Raw genomic sequence first — 18,742 nt, forward strand, 5'->3', positions numbered from 1 at the left:
GTAGAGGGCACGGTGCGCGGTACCGGTGGTGTGCGGATGGAGCGGTCCTGGAGCGGGGAGGGAACTCCGGGCCGTGGCCGGCGCGTCCACGACGGGTTCGCCGGGGCGGTGGCGCGGGAGTGCGCCGACGGCCGGGGGCGAGGTGGCCCGGGATGACGGCGATTTTGCGAAATCATCAGGTTGGGACTGCCGAAAATCGAGCAGGCGTCCGTTATGGGCTCACTTTCTCGCGCCAACGCCACCCCCGCCCCGTTCGAGCGCGCGCCTCGTCCGCGAGGCCGCGAGACGGCCGGGAGAGCGCGCAGGCTCCGCCGACGCCTCCTCGTGCCCGTCGCGATGATGTCCTTCGCGGTCGTCGCGGCGGGCTGCAACGACGACGGCTCCGCGTCGGACGCCTCGGCCTCGCCCGCGGCCCACGCCGGGTCCACGGCTCCCTCGCCGGCCTCGTCGCAGCCGCCCTCCGATCCCGCGCCGTCGGACCCCGCGCCGTCGGCCTCGTCGCCCCGCGCGAGCAGCGGCTCCGACGCCGACGCGGCCGGCCCCGGACGGTGCACGGCGGACGGTCTCGGGATGAGCGTGAAGCGGGGCGACGGAGGCGCCGGGCAGGTCTACTACGAGCTGACCTTCGTCAACAAGTCCTCCCGCTCCTGCGCCCTGAACGGCTTCCCCGGCGTGTCCCTGATCCAGCGGGACGGCAGCGTCATCGGCAAACCGGCCAAGCGGGACGGCGCGTCGCACGGGTCGACGGTGATCGGCCCGGGCAAGACGGCCCACGTCGTCCTGCACACGCTCAACCAGGGCATCGCGGACGGCGGCTGCTGGAAGCAGGCCGCCTATCTGCGGGTCTACCCGCCGGGCTCCAAGGAGGCGCTCACCCTGCGCGACCCCCAGGTCCGTGTCTGCGGTGACCGGTTCACGACCACCTCCGTGGAAGGCTGACCCCTCCGCACGGAGAACGCGGGCATGACACCTGTGATCGCAACGGTTTCCGGGCGACGAGTGAGCGGGAGTTGTGGCGCGGGCGGCTGCCCAATGTGCGGATGGTGCGCGTCGGGGGGCTCCGCCGGCTGACGCGCACGTCGGCGGGGCTTCGCGACCGGTGCTCGACCGGGGCTCCGGTGCGCGGGGTCACCGTCTAATCGGCGTACGAAGGCGGCTCCGCCTCGTCGCCGCCACCCCGGCCGACCCAGACCGCGGCGGACGGAACCACCCCACGCGATCCTCCCCCCGCGTGGGGTCGTCCCGGTGCCGTCAGAGAGGACCACCGCACATGAGGACCAGGGCCATCGGACACCTCGACGTCTCCGCAGTCGGCCTGGGGGCCATGGGCCTCAGCCAGGGTTACGGGTCCGGCGTGAGCGCCGGGGAGGCCACCGGGCTCATCCGCAAGGCGTTCGACCTGGGGTGCACGTTCTTCGACACCGCGGAGGGTTACGCGGCCGGCGCCAACGAGGAGTTGGTCGGGCCCGCCCTGGCCCCGATTCGCGACCAGGTCGTCCTGGCCACCAAGTTCTACCTCGGCGGCCCGCTCACCCCCGCCGAACTCGGCAAGCAGATCCGGGAGAAGCTCGACGCGTCCCTGACCCGTCTGCGTACCGACCATGTGGAGCTGTACTACCAGCACCGGGTGCCGGACTCGATCCCCGTCGAGGACGTCGCCGGTGTCATGGGCGAGCTGATCTCCGAGGGAAAGATCCTCGGCTGGGGCCAGTCGCAGGCGACCGAGCAGCAGATCCGCAGCGCGCACGCCGTGACGCCGCTGACCGCCGTCCAGAGCGAGTACTCCCTGATGGAGCGGATGTTCGAGCGGGACGTGATCCCCGCCTGCGAGGAGCTGGGCATCGGCTTCGTCGCCTTCTCACCGCTCGCCACGGGCTTCCTCAGCGGCCGGATCACCGCGGAGGACACGTACACGGGAGCGGACGTCCGCCGGGTCATCACCCGCTTCGAGAAGGACAACATCCGCGCCAACCAGCCCCTACTGGACCTGCTCACCGAGGTCGGGCGCGAGAAGAGGGCCACGCCCGCGCAGGTCTCGATGGCCTGGATGCTGCACAAGAAGGAATTCGTCGTCCCGATCCCCGGCTCCCGCAGGATCGAGCGCGTCGAGGAGAACCTGGGCGCGGCCGATGTCGAGCTGACCGCCGAGGAGTTCGCGCGCATCGAGACGGAGCTCGCCGGGATCGAGATCCACGGCAACCGCACGGACGAGGACATCGCGAGGCTCCTCATCAGGGAGTGACGTCGCGCCGCCGGGGCGGGGCGTGGAAACTCGCGTGCCCCGCCCCGGCGCGTTCTGCGACCATGCCGGGATGTCGCACGTTTCCGGCCCTCTGGTCATCCGGCACACCCACCGCCTGCCCGCCCCCTCCGGGCCCGCCGGCCAAGGCGGGGTGGCCGCAAGGCAGTTCGACTCCGCGCTGATGTCCGTGGGCTTCAAGCTCTCGGGCCCGGTGCTGGAGCACCTGTCGTCGCTGTCCGGGGAGGCGGTGGCGGAGACCGCCCGGCGCACGCTGGACGTCGTGCGCGACATGGTGGGCGACCACGTGCGGCACAACAGCTACTTCATCGACTTCCCGGCGGGCGTGCCGGACACGTTCGACTTCTGGTGGGGGTGCGTCGCCGACGCGCTGCTCGACGAGACCCTGCGCCCGGCCGTCATCGAGCAGCTGAGCGCGGGGGCGCTCGACCTGCTGACCCTGCCGTTGTACGGCCGCTACCCGCACAGGTACGAGGAGATGCTCGCCGTCCACGACGAGCTGACCGCCGCTGCGGGCGACCGCGTGACGGTGCTGCACCTGGGCGGTTCGCCGGACGAGGAGGCCACCGCGCTCTACCTCGCCCTCGCGGGCAGCACCACCCCGCTGAACGAGGAGCACCTGCGCGACCTCGGAGTGCTCGCCGCGCACTGCGTGGACGGGCCGCAGCCGGAGTCCATACCCGTGCGGGAGAACCGGGCCGTCGTCAACAGGGCTCGCCTCGCCGCCGGCCGGGACCTCCTGCTGGACACGGTCACCGATGTGCTGCGGCTGGCCTGCGCGCTGAGCGACGGCGACGTGAGCCTGGTGCGGCCGACCCGTTTCCGGTCCCTGTCGCGGCCGGTGCGCCGGGTGCTGATCGCCGGGCTGGACGCCGTGGTCGCGGCGGCCCCGGCGAAGCTGGCCGACGTCTCCGCGCACCGCGAGGCGTTCAAGCGCCTCGGCGAGCGGCTGCACCCGCACGAGTACCCGGACCGGCCGCACGCCGCCGATGTGTTCACCGTCGCCCGGGGCGAGAAGGAGGCCCGGTCCTTCGACAGCCGCGTCGAGGAACTGCTGGGCGCCGGCGACGTCGCGGACGCGGCACGCCTCCTGGCGGCGGCCCCCGGCAAGCTGTTCCGCGCCCTGGACCGGCTGCTGCGCGACTGCCGCACCGACGCGGAACGCGACGCGGTCGTGGCCGCCGCCGAACAGGTGGCCCCTCAGGTCTCCGGCCGGGTGCTGCTGTCCGTCCGCGAGCACCTGCACAACCGGGGGGCGGAGCCGGCCGGGCGCCGCTTCTTCGTCAACCAGCGCGCCCGCGCCTGGGTCACCGAGGACAGGCGTCCCCCGGTGCCGGAGTCCGCGCGGGACCGCCTGGTCACCGCGCTGGACACCGAGGCGGCCCGCCGCCTTCCGGAGGGCGGCCGGCTGCTGGTCGACCCGGACATCCTCGATGTGGCGCTCCCGCTCAGCGGCAAGTCGATGACGGGCGGCCTCGGCGTGCTGCCCCGTGGCTCCCTGTCCCCCGTGGACGGCGAGCTGCTGCGCTTCTTCGTGTACTGGAAGCAGGCGAAGCACGACACCGACTTCGACCTGTCGGCGCTGATGCTCGACGCCCGCTACGAAACGGTGTGCTGGCTGTCGTACACCGCGCTCACCGAGATCGAGGGCGAGCACTCCGGCGACATCACGGAAGCACCCGACGGGGCCTCGGAGTTCATCAACCTGCGACTGGGCGCCGTACGGGGCGACTTCATCGTGCCGCAGGTCAACATCTTCGCCGGGGAGAGCTTCGAGGGCGTCGAGGAGTCGTTCTTCGGGTTCATGACGCGTGACGCCGCGCAGGCGGGCCGCCCGTTCGAGCCGCGTACGGTCCGGATGAAGTCCGAACTGCGCGGGCGGGGGGCGGTCGCGCTTCCGCTGGCGTTCCTGCGCGGGGACGACGGCCGCTGGCGGGCCAAGTGGCTGCACCTGTACCTGACGGGCGCGCCGCACTCCAACCGGGTCGAGGGGAACCAGGTGTCCGTGGCGGCGCTGCTGCGCGGGATCGTCGAGCGCGACTACCTGACGGTCGGGTACCTCACCGGCCTGATGGAGGAGCGCGGGGCGACGGCCGCACTGTGGGACGGCAAGTCGGTCCCGGACGGGCCGGTCACGTACATCGGTCTGGAACGGCCCGACGGGCTGCACCCGGACTCCGTGGTCGTCACGCCGGAAAATCTGCGCGACCTGATCCCGGCCTGACTGCTAACGTTGCCCGTGGCGAGGCCATGGAGGGGCTTCCTTCTCATTCCTCCATCGAAATAGTCCTTCCGCTTTCCTCGCCGCCGACATCACGCCGGGATGCCCCGAGGGCATCCCGGCGTCGTCGTGTCGTGTGTCCCTCAGGCACGCGCCGCCTTCCGGGGGCGGCTGTACTTGCGTACGAAGGGCTTCTCGATCCACGCGTAGAGCGCCCAGGACATCAGGAGCGAGGTGACGGCGGCGCCCGCCATCATGGCGACGGTGGCCGGGGTGGAGAACATCCGGTCCTCCCCCAGCGCCCAGCGCAGCGAGCACAGCACGATGTAGTGGACCAGGTAGAAGGCGAACGACACCTCGCCCAGCCAGATCATGGCGCGGCTGCGGAACCAGGTGGCGCGGCCCTCGATGTCGGCCGTGGCGGTGGCGGCGATGAGCAGCACGATCGGCACGATCATGACGGCGCGCTGCCCGTAGAGGTAGGGCACGTAGGCGGTCGCGGCGTACGAGGCGGCGAGCAGCAGGGCCGACCAGGCCATGCCGATGTTGCGCCAGCGCCCGTGCTTGACGGCGAGCGCGACCAGGATGCCGAGGGCGAAGTCGGCCATGCGGACCGGCGGCAGGACGTAGCTGAACCAGTACTGCGAGACGGAGCTCTCGTGGCCGCTGGTGATGCGCGGGGAGTCCGGGAAGAGGGCGTAGGCCAGCGCCGGGGTGGCCGCGATCACGGCAATGGCCCCGGTGATCCAGTACTTGAGATTGCGGGGGTCGATGCGGCGGAAGGCCCTCAGCAGGAACGGGAAGGCCAGGTAGAAGACCGCTTCGACGGCGAGCGACCAACTGGGCGCGTTCACGCTGAAGTTGGTCATGTACTGGGGCACCCACACATGGAGCATGAACAGGTTCGCGACGGCCAGCCGGACCGAGGTGTAGTACATCGCGAACAGCGAGACCGCCAGCGCCCAGGTGACCACGTACATCGGGTAGATCTTGACGAACCTGCGCCGCCAGAAGCCCCTGGTGGTGTCGTTGTCCCGGGCGGACCAGGTCAGGACGAAGCCGCTGAGCACGAAGAAGAACGTCACGCCGAGCCCGCCGGCCTGGGTGAACCAGCCGGCCAGCCGGTCCGCGGTGCCGTCGTCGGCGAGCAGCCGGAGCGGGACGATCGGCAGGAACGCGTGGTGGACGAAGACGGCCAGGGCGGCGGGGAAGCGAAGACCGGTCAGCGAGGGCAGCCGGGAGACGGCCGCCGGCTTCGGGTCTACGGCCCGGGGAACGGTGACGGATGGTGCCGAGCGGGTCAGTATTTGGTCCGTGGCCATGGGCTTTCCGATCTCGGGGATGGTCCTGCGAGGGACACGGGGAGCTGGGGGGCGGTCCGGGAGGGCTCACCGCTCTTTGTAAGTGCCCTCGCTCGGGGACCGCTTGAGACCGTCTATGAGGTGGCTCGCAGCCACGGGGGAAGGCCCGGCCCCCGTGTTATGGAGTGCGACGCCACCGGCCGCACCCCTCGCGCGGGGTGCGGCCGGGCCCGGATCAGGCGGGGATGTCGTCGACCGTGGGGGCGACGGGTGCGAAGAGGTCGGCGACGGCGGTCAGGGCGGCGGTCTTGAGAGCGGCGGCCGGTACGACCGTGCCGTCGGGGGCGGGGAGGCTGCGGGTGGCGGTGGCCTCGGCGACGACTGCGGGGCGGTAGCCGAGGTTGAAGGCGCCCTGTGCGGTGTGGGTGACGCACATGTGGGTCATGAATCCGGCGAGCACCAGCTCCTTGCCGCTGCCGGGCTCCGCGCCGAGGGCGGTCAGGGTCTTCTCCAGTTCCGTGCGGTGGAAGGAGTTGGGGAGCTGCTTGACGACCACCGTCTCGCCGTCCCGGGGTGCCACCTCGTCGAAGGTCAGGTCGGTCAGCAGCCGTACCCCCGCCGAGGTCCGCACCTCGCCCCCATCGGGCCCGGCGAGCCGGACCTCGTAGCCGGCGCGGCCCCCGGAGACCCTGTTGGCCAGGGCGAAGACCTCGGCGGGGCCGGAGACGTCGAGGAGGCCGACGCCGGGGAAGACCGCGATGACGACGCGGTGTGCGGTGGACATGGCTCCATCGTCGTCAACCGCGGGGTTGGCCGCAATGACGGTTCTCTGTCACATTCGGACACCGGACCGGCCGACGGGCGGGCGGGTGGCCGTCGGGAGGTCCGCACGGCGGAGGCACCGGCGCGGTTCGAGATGCGGGGCCGGGCGCGCACTGATTCGCTGGAGTGATCGGCTCTCCACCGAGCACCGGGAGTGATCATGAGCGTTGCGGACGAGACCGGCGGCCGGGCCCAGCGCATCCGGGCCAAGGCGCAGGAGATGCAGGAGGCCGCCGACCGCGCGGCGGACCCGCGGGAGCGGCAGCGCCTCCAGGACAAGGCGCGCCGGCTCCAGGAGCGGAGCGACCAGGTGACCACCAAGGGCGACCACGGGACGAACGCGCTCTGACCCGCCCGGAGCCGGCGGTCCCGCGGAACTACTGGGTGAACCGGGGCAGCCACTTCACCTGGTAGTCGGGGTGGCCGGCGCTCTCCGCGGCCAGCTGCCGGACCACGAAGCCCAGACCGAAGGCCCGGCCGGACGCGAAGTCGCGCTGCGGGCGGTCGACGTCGAGCGCGGCGACCTCGGCGTACTCGTCCAGGAGGACCCGGTTGGTCTCGATGCGCTGGAGCGTCCTGGCCGGGTCCTGGCGGACGATGTGCCGGTCGTAGTCGTGGCCGTGTGTGCGCAGGGTGAAGGCGATCGCGCCGCCCCGGTCGTGGATCTCGCCGGGCGTCTCGGCCGGGCACCGCCATGCCTCGCCGCCGGCCGCCCGCGCGAGGTCCTCTTCCTCGTCGAGGCGTGCCCGGACGAACGCGACGAGGTCGGAGTTGTCTGTCATCTGGTTTCGCATCCTTCCAGCTCGGCCCCACCCCCTGGGGACCGAGCTGGACACTATCCCGCCGCGGCTCAGTGGCTCCCGTCGACAGGCTCCAGTACGAAGACCGGAATCTGCCGGTCGGTCTTCTTCTGGTAGTCGGCGTAGTCGGGGAACGCCTCGACCGCGCGCTCCCACCACCGGGCCTTCTCCTCACCGGTGACCTCACGGGCCGTCATGTCCCGGCGCACCGGCCCGTCCTGGAGCTCGGCGCGCGGGTCGGACTTGAGGTTGTGGTACCAGACGGGGTGCGTCGGGGCGCCGCCCTGGGAGGCGACCACCGCGTACAGGCCGTCGTGCTCGACACGCATCAGGGGGGTCTTGCGGATCTTCCCGGACTTGGCGCCCAGGGTCGTCAGGACGATGACCGGCATGTCGCGCATCGTCGTGCCTTCCGTGCCGCCCGAGCTCTCGTACTGCTCGACCTGGTCGCGAACCCACTGGGAGGGGCTCGGCTCGTACTCGCCCTGGAGAGGCATGTGTTCATTCCCATCGTCGTTCGGTCCGGCCGCGGCATGTCGTCGGCCGGGGCACCTCATCATGGCTTCAACGACTTCCAGCGCCGGGAAAATCCGTGCGGCCGTCGTGTCGCGGTCAGCGGCGGGCGGTGCCGTAGAGAACCGTGACCTTCTCGAAGCCGAGGGAACCCAGCAGGCCCTTGAGCATCGCGGTGGTGTTCTTCTCGGCGCGCTGCGTCAGCCCGCTCTCCTTGGCCGCGTCGCCGATGTGGCGTGCGGCCAGCTGGTTGACCGCCTGCTCGCTGCCGGGGTTGTCGGAGAAGAAGTCGCCGAGCCGGTCGAGGATGCCGCGCTGCTTGGACACCGCGTAGGAGCGGTCGGGGTCGAGCGCCGGCTTGCCGAGGACCGCGTGCGGGAGCCGGATCTCGGCGGTGGTGCGGTCCTTGTCGACGACCACTCCCCCGCTCGTCACCCGGCCGAGGTCGACGTATGCGGACACGGTGCCGGCGCCGACGTACAGCGTGCGCTTGCCGCGGATCACGTCGGGGACGAACTTGGTGTCCTTCTCCAGGTCGACGACGACCTGGAAGTTGCCCGCCGCCGCCTCGTACCGGTCCATGTCCTGGATCGATTTGAGCACCGCGGGCCCCGAGCGGTCGTGGGTCTCCTCGCCCAGTAAGTCGCCCAGTCCGGGCAGCAGGCTGAGGCGCGTGCCGATGAACAGCAGGGCCAGCGCGGCCGCGCAGAAGGCGGCGGCGCGGCCCCAGCGGTGGTTGCGACGGCGGCGGACGCCGTCGTCGGCCGGTTCGGGCTTCGTGGACGGTTCTGTCGCCGAGTCGCTGGAAGTCATAATGCTCGTATGACCCGGCCGGCCGGGTTCACGCCGGGCGGGCGGGCGCCGGGCCTGCCTTTCGCCCTCACGCGTCTCCCTCAGGCCCCGGTGAGCCCGTCCAGCCGCTCGCGTACCAGATCGGCGTGGCCGATGTGGCGCGCGTACTCGCCGATCATGTGGACGTGGACGAGGCGCAGGGAGTAGACGTCGCCGTTGTGGGTGAAGGTGTCGTCGAGCGAGGCACCGGCGACGATCTCGTCGGCGAGCCGGCACTCCTCGTTGAGCCGGGCGTAGTCCTCGGCGGCCGTGGCCGGGTCGAGGTCCTCGAAGTCGGCGTCCTTGCCCTTCGCGGGGTCATACATGGGGTCGAGGTCCTGCCCGGCGAACCGCTCCCGGAACCAGGTGCGTTCGACCTTGGCCATGTGGCGCACGAGGCCGAGGAGGGCGAGGTTCGACGGGGGTACGGTCCGCTCGGCGAGCTGTTCACCCGTGAGACCGGCGCACTTCTGCAGCAGGGTGGAGCGGAACCAGTTCAGGTATCCGGTGAGCATCTCCCGCTCTTCGGCGACGAGCGAGCCGGGCGTGCGTGTGACTTCGGGGGCTGTCCAGGTCATCCGGTGATGATGCCCGCTGAACAGCCGTTCGCACGAGCCTTTTACCGCCCCGCGCCGTACTCGGTGTCGTCCGAGGACGAACGGGTCACGGACGTGGTGACGCTGCCGATGAGCCCGAGGACCAGGAAGAGGACCACCAGGGCCTTGCCCCCCGTGCTCATGACCAGCGGCCTGGTGGCGGAGCGCGGCTGTCCTTGCGGTACGGAGAGGGCATCCTCGCCGAAGAGGCCCTTGGGGTAGGCGGGGCTGAGCAGCGAGAAGTAGGCGGAGACCCGCGTCTCGTAGCGCAGGGTGGCCGCCGTGGCCTCGAACAGGGGCCGGGGCACGCGGCCGAGGATCAGGGTGATCAGCCACCACAGGATCGCCAGGGCCGACCAGCCGCACGTGACGAGGCCCTGCACGATCGCGGCGGGGATGACCAGGATCAGCCGGAAGAAGACGGCGAGCCGGTTCAGCCGGGTCGGCCGGACGTCGATGCGCACCGGGTAGTGCGGCGGCTGGGACAGCGTGAACGGCGGGTAGCTGTCGGCGAGCAGCATGGCGCTCGCGGCCACCCGGGTCCGGTAGGCCAGGACCTGGGCGAGGAAGCGGTAGACGGGCCCGGGCAGCCGGCCGAGCGCGAGCGCGGCGAACCAGCCGAACACGAGGGTGAAGAACGCCGCGATCTCCAGGAAGAACAGCACGACGGCGTGCGGGATCAGCAGGAGCAGCCGGAAGAAGACGGTGAGCCGCCGTTGGCGCGCGGGTTCGACGACGTCCAGCTCGGGCCGGAACTCGCCCGTGTCCCCCGCTCGTGGCCCCGGGCTCCACTGGGCGTCCGTCATGTCGCTCCTCTTCGGCGGTGACCCGCGCGGCCGGGCCCGCGCCCGCCCGCGACCTCGGCGGCCGGGCGTCGTCCAGCGGGACGTCCGGTGTCGTCCCACCGTCGAACCGGCCGCTCAGCCCCGCAATCGGCGGCGGTCCGATCGGGTATCCCGGTCAGCGTTTGCGGGGACGGCCGCGCGCGGCCCTGCGGCGGACACCGTGGCGCATCCGCACCCAGGCGGAGGCGGGCCGACGCCCGGTCCGGCGGGTGGGAGCCTTCGGCCGCCGGGTCGCCGGCCGTGCCTGTGTGCGCTCCGGCTCCTCCGCGAGGACGTGGTAGCGGTGGCTCAGCCGCCGCCCCACCAGCACGTAGGCCAGGAGGGCGCCCGCGGTGTTGAGGATAACGTCGTCCACGTCGAAGGCGCGGCCCGCGACGACCGCTCCCTGCACCAGCTCCACGACGACGATGACCAGCACGGTCAGCACGAACATGCGGAGCATCCGGAGGCGTCGGGGGACGAGGATGGGCAGCAGGACGCCGAAGGGCATGCCGAGCAGCAGGTTGCCCCCGGCCTGCTTGCACGCCGCGAGGAAGGTGTAGTCCTCGGCGTACTGCCGCAGCGAGCGGCCCGGGTGCAGGTTCGACTTCACGAGATCCTCGGAGGCGGGCGACGGAGTGAGCGTCACCTTCGCCAGCACCACCGAGAATCCGACCATGGCCACGAAGGCCAGCACCAGGATGGTGACGCGCAGCAGGAGCCGCCCCCATCCCCTTCTCCGGGTTCCGTCCCGCCTGGGTCTTGCGGCCGCTGCGTCCATGGGCGACGGATGCCCCGCAAGCCCGGGAACACACCCGCCGCGCCGTGCGGGGCGGCGGTCCCGGGGTCAGACTGGTCGCGACCGGCGGGTCTTCCGGGCCCCGCGCATCCGGACCGATGCGGAGATCTCATGACGGGCGACCACGCGAACGCACCCCTGAACTGCCTGGTCACCGGCGCCACCGGCTACATCGGTGGCCGGCTGGTCCCGGAGCTGCTGGCCGCGGGACACCGGGTGCGGTGCCTGGCCCGCACCCCGGAGAAACTGCGCGACCATCCGTGGGCCGGGGAGGTCGGGATCGTCCGGGGCGACGTCACGGACGCGGCGTCGCTCGCCCCGGCGATGGACGGCGTCGACGTGGCGTACTACCTGGTGCACGCGCTGACGACCGGGTCCGGCTTCGAGGAGACCGACCGGCGGGCCGCCGCCGCCTTCGCCGAACAGGCACGGGCCGCGGGGGTCGGCCGTATCGTCTATCTCGGCGGCCTCACCCCCGAAGGCGTGCCCGAGCACGAGCTGTCGCCGCATCTGCGCTCACGCGCCGAAGTCGGTCGCATCCTGCTGGAGTCCGGCGTGCCGACCACCGCGCTGCGCGCCGCCGTCATCATCGGATCGGGCTCCGCCTCCTTCGAGATGCTGCGCTATCTCACCGAGCGGCTGCCGGTGATGGTGACGCCGAGCTGGGTCTCGACGCGCATCCAGCCCATCGCCGTACGCGATGTCCTGCGTTACCTCGTGGGCAGCGCCCGCATGCCGCGGGACGTGAACCGCACGTTCGACATCGGCGGCCCCGACGTGCTCACGTACCGCGGCATGATGCAGCGGTACGCGGAGGTGGCGGAGCTGCCGCACCGGCTGATCCTGCCCGTGCCGATGCTGTCGCCGGGGCTGTCCAGCCACTGGGTCGGGCTCATCACGCCCGTGCCCGCGCGGATCGCCCGGCCGCTCGCGGAGTCCCTGCGGTACGAGGTGGTGTGCCGGGAGCACGACATCGCGGGCCACGTCCCCGACGGGGCGGGGCAGCCGTTCAGCTTCGAGACGGCGCTGCGGCTGGCCCTGCGACGGATCCGGGAGGCCCGGGTCACCACCCGGTGGTCGTCCGCCTCGGTGCCGGGCGTGCCCAGCGACCCGCTGCCCACCGACCCTGACTGGGCGGGCGGCAGCCTGTACAGGGACGTACGGGAGCGCGCCGTCGACGCGTCGCCCGAGGCCCTGTGGCGGGTGGTCGAGGGCATCGGCGGCGAACACGGCTGGTATTCGTTCCCGCTGGCCTGGGCGGTGCGCGGCTGGCTCGACCGGCTGGTGGGCGGGGTGGGCCTGCGGCGGGGCCGGCGCGACACGGACCGGCTGCGGGTGGGCGACTCGCTGGACTTCTGGCGCGTCGAGGAGATCGAACCGGGGCGTCTGCTGCGGCTGCGCGCGGAGATGCGGCTGCCGGGCCCGGCCTGGCTGGAGATGTACGTGGAGCCGGACGGAGAGGGCCGGTCGCGCTACCGGCAGCGGGCCCTGTTCCATCCGCGCGGGCTGTTCGGCCACGCGTACTGGTGGAGCGTCTCGCCCTTCCACGCCCTGGTGTTCGGGGGGATGGCGCGCAACATCGCGCGGGCTGCGGAGACCCGTACGTCACCCGGACGGGCGGTAGGCGCGGTGTCGCCCTGAACGGTGCGTCCCGGGGCGGCGGGTTAGCGGCAGCATGGCTGTCCCCGCCTCTTCCGGAGTTGCCTCATGACCGTTGCGGTCGTCCTGTTCACCGCCGATCTCCGCCTGCACGACCATCCGCCGCTGCGGGCCGCGCTCGCGTCGGCGGACGAGATCGTGCCTCTGTTCGTCCGGGACAACGCCATCGAGGCGGCCGGTTTCGACGCCCCGAACCGGCGCGCCTTCCTCGCCGACTGCCTGCGCGACCTCGACGCCGGGCTGCGCGACCGGGGCGGCCGGCTGGTCGTCCGGACCGGGGATGTGGCCGAGGAGGTGTGCGCGATCGCCTCGGAGACCGGTGCGGACGAGGTCCATGTGGCGGCGGGGGTCAGCGCGTACGCCCGGCGCCGCGAGGAGCGGCTGCGCGAGGCGCTGGAGTCCGGCGGGCGCCGGCTTCGCGTCCATGACGGAGTGGTCACGGCGGTGGCGGCGGGCGCGGTGACGCCCGCCTCCTCGGACCACTTCGCCGTGTTCACCCCGTACTTCAGGCGCTGGTCGGGGGAGCGTCTGCGCGATGTGTTCGGTGCGCCGCGTGCGGTACGGGTGCCCACGGGGCCCCGGTCGGAGAAGGTGCCGGGCCGAAGCGGTGTGTCCGGCGTGTCGGACGGGCTCCCGGAGGGCGGGGAGCAGGCGGCGCGCAAGGCGTTCACGGCCTGGCGGCGGCGCGGGCTCGCCGCGTACGAGGAGCAGCACGACGACCTGGCGGGAGACGGCACTTCGCGCCTCTCGCCGCACCTGCACTTCGGCACCCTGTCCCCCGTCGAGCTGGTGCACCGGTCGCGGGAGGCCGGCGGTGCCGGGGCCGAGGCGTTCGTACGGCAGTTGTGCTGGCGCGAGTTCCACTACCAGGTCCTCGCGGCCCGGCCCGCCGCGTCCTGGGAGAACTACCGCGACAAGCACGACCGGTGGCGGTCCGAGGAGGACGCGGCCGACGAGGTCGAGGCGTGGCGGCAGGGGCGCACCGGCTATCCGGTCGTCGACGCCGCGATGCGCCAGCTGCGCCACGAGGGCTGGATGCACAACCGGGGCCGGCTGCTCACCGCCTCCTTCCTGGCCAAGACGCTGTACGTGGACTGGCGTGTCGGGGCACGGCACTTCCTGGATCTCCTGGTGGACGGCGACATCGCCAACAACCAGATGAACTGGCAGTGGATGGCCGGTACGGGGACCGACAGCCGGCCCAACCGGGTGCTCAATCCGGTGGTGCAGGCCAAGCGGCTCGACCCGGACGGCGCGTACGTCCGGCGCTGGGTGCCGGAGCTGGCTTCGCTTTCCGGGGCCGCCGTGCACGAGCCGTGGAAGCTGCGCGGTGAGGAGCGCGACCGGCTGGACTATCCGGAGCCGGTGGTGGACCTGTCCGAGGGGCTGACCCGGTTCCGGCAGGCGCGTGGGCTGGAGTGAGGGCGCGGGAGCGCGGCGCGCTGTTGCTGCTGTCGGCGGCGTCCGGGGCCGCGGACGCGTTCGTCTTCATCTGTGTGGGCCAGGTCTTCGCCGGGGTGATGACCGGAAACCTGGTGCTGATGGGCGCTTCGGCCGTCGGGGCGGGTGAGGAGGGCGTCGCGCTGCGGGTGGTCACCGCGCTCCTCTCGTACGGCTGCGGGGTGGCCGGTGCCGCGGTGGTCGGCGAGCGGGTGTGGCGGCGGGTGCCGGTGATGCTGCTGGCCGAGGTGGTGCTGCTCGCGGCGGGGGCGGGGCTGTGGGCGGCCGGGCTGGTGAGGTCGGACGCGGACCGGCTGGGGCTGCTGGTGCTGATGGGCCTCGCGATGGGCATCCAGGGGCGGGTGCGGGCCACGCCCACGAACTACTTCACCGGGACCCTGACGTCGCTCGTCGGGCGGCTGGCGGTCGGAGCGTGGCGCGGCGGCGACGGCTGGGTCGCCGGGCGGCTGGCCGCGGTGGTGGCGGGGGCCGCGCTCGCGGCGCTGACCGTACGGCTGTGGACCGCGGCCGGTGCGGTGGTCGCCGCTGCGCTCGCGGTGGCCGCCCTGCTGGCGGAGGCCTGGGCCCAGCCGGGGCGGGCGGAGGCCGGACCGGAGAAGGGGAAGCCCCGGCCGGATCGGGGGAATCCAGCCGGGGCGGCTTGAATGTGGGCGCTCAGTGCGTCATCCACATATAGATGAACGATAAACCACTGCACCGCATTCCCGGCAATCCCCACCCCTAACTGTGATCCAGGGCACGGGCGCCGGGCGACGGCGGCGGGCGCTTACTCGCCGGTGGCGGGTGCCTCGGTGCCGTAGCGGCGGTGGAACTGTTCGATCCGGCCCGCCGTGTCCAGCACCTGCTTGGTCCCCGTATAGAACGGGTGGCTCGCCGACGAGGTCTCCACGTCGATGACGGGGTAGCTGCGGCCGTCCTCCCACGTCACGCGCTGCTCGGAGGCGGCGGTGGAGCGGGTGAGGAAGGCGGTCCCGGCGGCGCGGTCGCGGAAGACCACCGGACGGGAGACGGGGTGGATACGGGGCTTCATGGACATTCCTTCCTTGGTGCGGACGGGGGCGGGCCGTACGGTCAGCGTTCCTCGCGGAACAGCACGTGCCGGCCGGCGGCGGGGTCGTACTTGCGCAGGACCAAGCGGTCGGGGTTGTTGCGACGGCTCTTGCGCGTCACATAGCTCTGCCCCGTCCCCGCGGTCGAGCGGAGCGTGACTACGGGACGGACCTCACTGCGGGCCATGAGCACCTCCGGGATCGTCGGTCACGAGCCCCGCACCCTTATGGGAACGGGATTCGTTTTCGTTCTGCCCGTACAACACAGCACACCCCGGGCCCATTCCCGCGCAGGGCAACCCGTCGCGACTTGCACCAACCGCCTTGAACAGCAAGGCTGTTCGAAGAGTATGGGCTACAGTCAGCCGCTGGCATATGCCGGATGCAAGAACGCATCGAGTGTTGCCAAACCCCTTACGGGCCCCTTCCGGCTGTGCGAAAGTCGTATGCGGTCCACCCTTCGTCACTGGTTGTACCGCCCTGTATCGGAGTACGACATGCCGTCCCCCCTCTCTGCGGACCGCTCCGCCCCACAGCCGCCGGAGCGCGATGCCGTCGACGCGTTGATCGACCGGACGCGCCGGCTGCGCGGCGACGTGGACGCGGTGCGGCGCGACGCCGTGCGCGTCGACGAGGACGATCCTCGGACGCGCTGGCAGCGCGCGCTCTGCGAGCTGGCGGTGCACCATCTCGACGATCTCGGCACCCACCTCGGACAGCTCCGGGAGGGCCTGCCCGAGGAGCCCGAGCGGCACACGCGCGAAGAAGCCGCCGCCGACGAGCCCCAGGGCTCCCTCATCGGCCGGGTGGGCAGCGCCGAGTGGAATCTGCTGACCGACGAGGTCAGCTGGTCCGACGAGCTGTTCCGCATCTTCGGCCGGGCGCCGGAGGCGGGCGGGCTGTCGCTCGACGACCTGCCCTCCACGCTGCTCCCCGAGGACCAGCCCTTACTCACCGCGCTCGTCACGGACTGTCTGGTGGACGGCAAGCCGATAGACGGCGAGTTCCGCATCAGGCACACCGACGGGCGCATCCGGACCCTGCACATGATGGGCGAGCCCGTGCTCGACACGGACGGCCGCACGGCCTCCATGTGGGCCGTCCTGCGCGATGTCAGCGCGCTGCGGCGCAGCCAGCAGGTGGTGCACCGCACCCATGAGTCCCTGCGCCGCGAGCAGCACATCGCCCGTGCCGAACACCGGGTCGCCGTGGAGCTGAAGGAGGCCGTGCTCCCCCCGTGGCAGAGCTCGCTGCGGCTCCCGGACCACGGCCCGGGCACCCTGGACATCGCCGCCCACTACCTCCCGTCGGAGACGAGCGCCCTGGTCGGCGGTGGCTGGTACGACGCCATGGAGCTGCCGGACGGCAGGACTCTGCTCACCGTCGGCGACCTGACCGGCCACGGCATTCAGGCCACCTCAGCCATGGCGGTGGTCATGGGCGCGGTGCGCGGCATGGCGGTAGCCGGCACCGAGCCCGGTGCCCTGCTCGGCCATCTCAACCAGTTACTGGAAACCTCCATTCAGCCGGCCCTGGGCAGCGCCGTGTGCTGCCGGTTCGACCCGGCGACGCGCACCCTGGACTGGGCGCAGGCCGGACACCCGGCGCCGCTGCTCTTCCGCGACGGGACCGGACGCCCGCTGCCCCTGCCTGACGGGGTGCTGCTCGGAGCGGCCTCCGGGGTCGCCTACGAACAGGACGAGGCACGTCTGCTGCCCGGCGACGTGCTGGTGCTGCACACCGACGGACTGGCCAGGGACGACACCTCCGGGCGCGGGGGTGCGCGACCGGGAACGGAGGCGCTGCTCGGTCTGGCCCCCCGCTTCTCCGAGGCCCGATCGGCACAGGAGTGCGTACGGGCAGTCGTCGAGGAGTTCGGGGCGGCCGAGCGGCTGGACGACGCGTGTGTGCTGATCGCCCGTGTCGGTGCGTAGGGCAGCGACGGCGGCCCTCGTCGGGGCGTCGGTTCGACTGCTCGGCGGAGCCCGGGTCGTGTCGCGTCCCGGGGCTCCTCAGATCTCCGCGCTCCTCGGCTTCTTGACGCGCTGGCTCGGAGGCAGTGAGAGCTGGATCTCCTCGCGCAGGTCCTCGATCTTCGCGTAGCCGGCGAACTGCCCGGTCAGCCGGTACATCTCGCGCAACCGGTCCCAGGTCCGGTGGGAGGAGGTCTCCCCCATCGAGACCAGGGCGAGCCGGGCGTAGCGGTCGGCCTGTTCGGGGTCGTCGGCGATGAAGCAGGCCGAGGCGAGCGAGATGTAGTCGAAGATCTTGGACCGCTGGCGCCCGTTGACGCGCAGTTCCAGGGCCTGCTTCGCGTGCCGCTGGGCGATGACGGCCGCCGACGGGTCGTGCTCGGCGAGCGTCCGGAAGGCCAGGGCCTGCATGCCGTGCATGTCGGCCTCGTCGAACATCTGCATCCAGCTGGGCGGCGGCACGTCGCTCCTGTCCGAGACGAAGAGATCCTCGGCCCGGCCGAGGGTGCGCCGCATGGCCTGCCCCCGGCCCATGGACGCCTGCGCCCACGCCTCGATGGTGCAGAGCATCGCCTGGGTGCGCGGCAGGACGTTGTCGCCCGAGCCGGACTTGGCGAGCTTCATCAGGTCCAGGGCGTCGTCGGGGCGGCCCAGGTGGACCATCTGGCGGGCCGCGCGGGACAGGGCCTCGCCGGCGCGCGGGCGGTCGCCGCCCTCGCGGGCCGCGTGCGCGGCGATGACGAAGTACTTCTGGGCCGTGGGTTCGAGGCCGACGTCGTGCGACATCCATCCCGCCAGGACGGCGAGGTTGGCGGCGACGCCCCACAGGCGCTTCTGGAGGTGGGCGGGGTGGTGGTAGGAGAGCATGCCGCCCACCTCGTTGAGCTGGCCCACCACGGCCTTGCGCTGGAGGCCGCCGCCCCGGGAGGCGTCCCAGGCGCGGAACACCTCCACGGACCGCTCCAGCGCCTCGATCTCCTCGGAGCCGATGGGAGCGGCCTCGTACCGGTCGAAGCCGGCGGAGTCCGCGTGTACCGGGTCGCCGGCGCGCGGGGCGTCGGCCGCCAGTACGGGGTCGGTGTGCAGCCAGTCGTGCATGGGGCCGGCGATGGTGGAGCCGGCGGCGAGCGCGGCGCCCGCGCTCACCAAGCCGCGTCGGTTGAGCATGAGGTCCATTCCCGTGAATTCGGTGAGGACCGCTGCCGTCCGCTCGGGCGCCCACGGGAGTTGATCGGGATTGTCCTGCGTCCCGGCCTCTCGCCGCTTCCCCACACGCCCGCGTCGGCCGAACCCGAGGTCCTCGATGGTCACGACACGGCCGAGCCGCTCGGTGAACAGAGCAGCCAGCACCTTGGGCACGGGATCGCGGGGGGACTCCCCCATGTCGATCCAGCGCCTCACGCGCGAGGTGTCGGTGGCCAGTTGGGGGTGGCCCATCGCCGCCGCCTTCCGGTTCACCATTCTCGCGAGTTCGCCCTTGGACCAGCCGGCAAGGCCGAACAGGTCCGACAGGCGGGTGTTGGGTTCTCCGGTCACGTCAAGCCCCCAGGTTCTCGGCTGCGTTGACAGTAACCCCGTGTCAGATGCCTTGCGACTATTCGCCAGGGTTCGCCAGGGTGCGCTATGTCGAGAG

The 18,742-nt window shown here is 72.1% G+C and carries 19 protein-coding genes; 8 read left to right on the forward strand and 11 right to left on the reverse strand.

Annotated elements, in window-relative coordinates; all coding sequences use genetic code 11:
* The first annotated feature begins 213 nt into the window (after window positions 1–213).
* The 3 genes from OG242_RS01250 (at window position 214) to OG242_RS01260 (ending at window position 4,484) form a co-directional block, all read left to right on the forward strand.
* Window positions 214–939: a DUF4232 domain-containing protein gene (locus OG242_RS01250; RefSeq protein WP_405896338.1), complete on the forward strand. Its 726-nt coding sequence runs from the start codon at window positions 214–216 to the stop codon at window positions 937–939.
* Window positions 940–1,270: 331 nt separating this feature from the next.
* Window positions 1,271–2,242: an aldo/keto reductase gene (locus OG242_RS01255; RefSeq protein ID WP_405896339.1), complete on the forward strand. Its 972-nt coding sequence runs from the start codon at window positions 1,271–1,273 to the stop codon at window positions 2,240–2,242.
* A 70-nt stretch (window positions 2,243–2,312) separates the two neighbouring features.
* On the forward strand, window positions 2,313–4,484 hold the full coding sequence (locus OG242_RS01260) for a hypothetical protein (RefSeq protein ID WP_405896340.1): 2,172 nt from the start codon (window positions 2,313–2,315) through the stop codon (window positions 4,482–4,484).
* 140 nt (window positions 4,485–4,624) lie between these two features.
* On the opposite strand, the gene OG242_RS01265 is transcribed toward OG242_RS01260, so the two are convergent.
* Complete coding sequence (locus OG242_RS01265; protein ID WP_405896341.1) at window positions 4,625–5,803, reverse strand: acyltransferase family protein; 1,179 nt, start codon at window positions 5,801–5,803, stop codon at window positions 4,625–4,627.
* Between the two features lie 214 nt (window positions 5,804–6,017).
* Window positions 6,018–6,566, reverse strand: coding sequence for an isochorismatase family protein (locus OG242_RS01270; protein ID WP_405896342.1), 549 nt, complete (start codon window positions 6,564–6,566; stop codon window positions 6,018–6,020).
* Window positions 6,567–6,764: 198 nt separating this feature from the next.
* Between OG242_RS01270 and OG242_RS01275 the strand changes: the two genes are divergently transcribed.
* Window positions 6,765–6,953, forward strand: a complete 189-nt coding sequence (locus OG242_RS01275) for a DUF6381 family protein (RefSeq protein WP_405896343.1) — start codon at window positions 6,765–6,767, stop codon at window positions 6,951–6,953.
* A 28-nt stretch (window positions 6,954–6,981) separates the two neighbouring features.
* Here the strand turns inward: OG242_RS01275 and OG242_RS01280 are convergent, their stop codons facing one another.
* The 6 genes from OG242_RS01280 to OG242_RS01305 form a co-directional block, all read right to left on the reverse strand.
* A complete protein-coding gene (locus OG242_RS01280; RefSeq protein WP_405896344.1) occupies window positions 6,982–7,386 on the reverse strand; it encodes a DUF6221 family protein in 405 nt (134 codons plus the stop codon).
* Window positions 7,387–7,454: 68 nt separating this feature from the next.
* A complete protein-coding gene (locus tag OG242_RS01285; RefSeq protein WP_405896345.1) occupies window positions 7,455–7,901 on the reverse strand; it encodes a nitroreductase family deazaflavin-dependent oxidoreductase in 447 nt (148 codons plus the stop codon).
* A gap of 115 nt (window positions 7,902–8,016) precedes the next feature.
* Window positions 8,017–8,730 carry a DUF4230 domain-containing protein gene (locus OG242_RS01290; RefSeq protein WP_405896346.1) on the reverse strand — a complete coding sequence of 238 codons (714 nt, stop codon included), beginning with the start codon at window positions 8,728–8,730 and terminating at the stop codon, window positions 8,017–8,019.
* Between the two features lie 80 nt (window positions 8,731–8,810).
* On the reverse strand, window positions 8,811–9,326 hold the full coding sequence (locus OG242_RS01295) for a DinB family protein (protein WP_405896347.1): 516 nt from the start codon (window positions 9,324–9,326) through the stop codon (window positions 8,811–8,813).
* Between the two features lie 41 nt (window positions 9,327–9,367).
* Entirely contained in the window at window positions 9,368–10,150 is a 783-nt protein-coding gene (locus tag OG242_RS01300) for a DUF4389 domain-containing protein (protein ID WP_405896348.1), read from the reverse strand.
* Window positions 10,151–10,304: 154 nt separating this feature from the next.
* The gene (locus tag OG242_RS01305; RefSeq protein WP_405896349.1) at window positions 10,305–10,949 is read right to left on the reverse strand and encodes a VanZ family protein; all 645 of its coding nucleotides are present in this window, start codon (window positions 10,947–10,949) and stop codon (window positions 10,305–10,307) included.
* Window positions 10,950–11,078: 129 nt separating this feature from the next.
* Between OG242_RS01305 and OG242_RS01310 the strand changes: the two genes are divergently transcribed.
* The 3 genes from OG242_RS01310 (at window position 11,079) to OG242_RS01320 (ending at window position 14,731) form a co-directional block, all read left to right on the forward strand.
* Window positions 11,079–12,608, forward strand: a complete 1,530-nt coding sequence (locus OG242_RS01310) for an SDR family oxidoreductase (protein WP_405896350.1) — start codon at window positions 11,079–11,081, stop codon at window positions 12,606–12,608.
* 66 nt (window positions 12,609–12,674) lie between these two features.
* Window positions 12,675–14,048 (forward strand): cryptochrome/photolyase family protein, encoded by a 1,374-nt coding sequence (locus OG242_RS01315; RefSeq protein ID WP_405896351.1) that lies wholly within the window; start codon window positions 12,675–12,677, stop codon window positions 14,046–14,048.
* Window positions 14,049–14,071: 23 nt separating this feature from the next.
* Entirely contained in the window at window positions 14,072–14,731 is a 660-nt protein-coding gene (locus OG242_RS01320) for a YoaK family protein (RefSeq protein ID WP_405901480.1), read from the forward strand.
* Between the two features lie 122 nt (window positions 14,732–14,853).
* Here OG242_RS01320 and OG242_RS01325 read toward each other — a convergent pair whose 3' ends face one another.
* Both OG242_RS01325 and rpmG read right to left on the reverse strand, forming a co-directional pair.
* The gene (locus OG242_RS01325; protein ID WP_405896352.1) at window positions 14,854–15,117 is read right to left on the reverse strand and encodes a type B 50S ribosomal protein L31; all 264 of its coding nucleotides are present in this window, start codon (window positions 15,115–15,117) and stop codon (window positions 14,854–14,856) included.
* 41 nt (window positions 15,118–15,158) lie between these two features.
* Window positions 15,159–15,323: a 50S ribosomal protein L33 gene (gene rpmG / locus OG242_RS01330; protein WP_329022273.1), complete on the reverse strand. Its 165-nt coding sequence runs from the start codon at window positions 15,321–15,323 to the stop codon at window positions 15,159–15,161.
* Between the two features lie 310 nt (window positions 15,324–15,633).
* Here rpmG and OG242_RS01335 point away from each other — a divergent pair, with 310 nt between their 5' ends.
* Window positions 15,634–17,070 (forward strand): PP2C family protein-serine/threonine phosphatase, encoded by a 1,437-nt coding sequence (locus tag OG242_RS01335; RefSeq protein WP_405896353.1) that lies wholly within the window; start codon window positions 15,634–15,636, stop codon window positions 17,068–17,070.
* A gap of 78 nt (window positions 17,071–17,148) precedes the next feature.
* Here OG242_RS01335 and OG242_RS01340 read toward each other — a convergent pair whose 3' ends face one another.
* The gene (locus tag OG242_RS01340) at window positions 17,149–18,645 is read right to left on the reverse strand and encodes a hypothetical protein (RefSeq protein ID WP_405896354.1); all 1,497 of its coding nucleotides are present in this window, start codon (window positions 18,643–18,645) and stop codon (window positions 17,149–17,151) included.
* Between the last annotated feature and the right edge of the window lie 97 nt (window positions 18,646–18,742).

The organism is Streptomyces sp. NBC_00727, assembly GCF_045161745.1.
GTDB lineage: Bacteria > Actinomycetota > Actinomycetes > Streptomycetales > Streptomycetaceae > Streptomyces.

Excerpts from the sequence above, each read along its gene's own strand:
- OG242_RS01250 (WP_405896338.1), top strand. The coding sequence starts at position 214 with ATGGGCTCACTTTCTCGCGCCAACGCCACCCCCGCCCCGTTCGAGCGC.
- OG242_RS01255 (WP_405896339.1), top strand. The coding sequence starts at position 1,271 with ATGAGGACCAGGGCCATCGGACACCTCGACGTCTCCGCAGTCGGCCTG.
- OG242_RS01260 (WP_405896340.1), top strand. The coding sequence starts at position 2,313 with ATGTCGCACGTTTCCGGCCCTCTGGTCATCCGGCACACCCACCGCCTG.
- OG242_RS01265 (WP_405896341.1), bottom strand. The coding sequence starts at position 5,803 with ATGGCCACGGACCAAATACTGACCCGCTCGGCACCATCCGTCACCGTT.
- OG242_RS01270 (WP_405896342.1), bottom strand. The coding sequence starts at position 6,566 with ATGTCCACCGCACACCGCGTCGTCATCGCGGTCTTCCCCGGCGTCGGC.
- OG242_RS01275 (WP_405896343.1), top strand. The coding sequence starts at position 6,765 with ATGAGCGTTGCGGACGAGACCGGCGGCCGGGCCCAGCGCATCCGGGCC.
- OG242_RS01280 (WP_405896344.1), bottom strand. The coding sequence starts at position 7,386 with ATGACAGACAACTCCGACCTCGTCGCGTTCGTCCGGGCACGCCTCGAC.
- OG242_RS01285 (WP_405896345.1), bottom strand. The coding sequence starts at position 7,901 with ATGCCTCTCCAGGGCGAGTACGAGCCGAGCCCCTCCCAGTGGGTTCGC.
- OG242_RS01290 (WP_405896346.1), bottom strand. The coding sequence starts at position 8,730 with ATGACTTCCAGCGACTCGGCGACAGAACCGTCCACGAAGCCCGAACCG.
- OG242_RS01295 (WP_405896347.1), bottom strand. The coding sequence starts at position 9,326 with ATGACCTGGACAGCCCCCGAAGTCACACGCACGCCCGGCTCGCTCGTC.
- OG242_RS01300 (WP_405896348.1), bottom strand. The coding sequence starts at position 10,150 with ATGACGGACGCCCAGTGGAGCCCGGGGCCACGAGCGGGGGACACGGGC.
- OG242_RS01305 (WP_405896349.1), bottom strand. The coding sequence starts at position 10,949 with ATGGACGCAGCGGCCGCAAGACCCAGGCGGGACGGAACCCGGAGAAGG.
- OG242_RS01310 (WP_405896350.1), top strand. The coding sequence starts at position 11,079 with ATGACGGGCGACCACGCGAACGCACCCCTGAACTGCCTGGTCACCGGC.
- OG242_RS01315 (WP_405896351.1), top strand. The coding sequence starts at position 12,675 with ATGACCGTTGCGGTCGTCCTGTTCACCGCCGATCTCCGCCTGCACGAC.
- OG242_RS01325 (WP_405896352.1), bottom strand. The coding sequence starts at position 15,117 with ATGAAGCCCCGTATCCACCCCGTCTCCCGTCCGGTGGTCTTCCGCGAC.
- rpmG (WP_329022273.1), bottom strand. The coding sequence starts at position 15,323 with ATGGCCCGCAGTGAGGTCCGTCCCGTAGTCACGCTCCGCTCGACCGCG.
- OG242_RS01335 (WP_405896353.1), top strand. The coding sequence starts at position 15,634 with ATGCCGTCCCCCCTCTCTGCGGACCGCTCCGCCCCACAGCCGCCGGAG.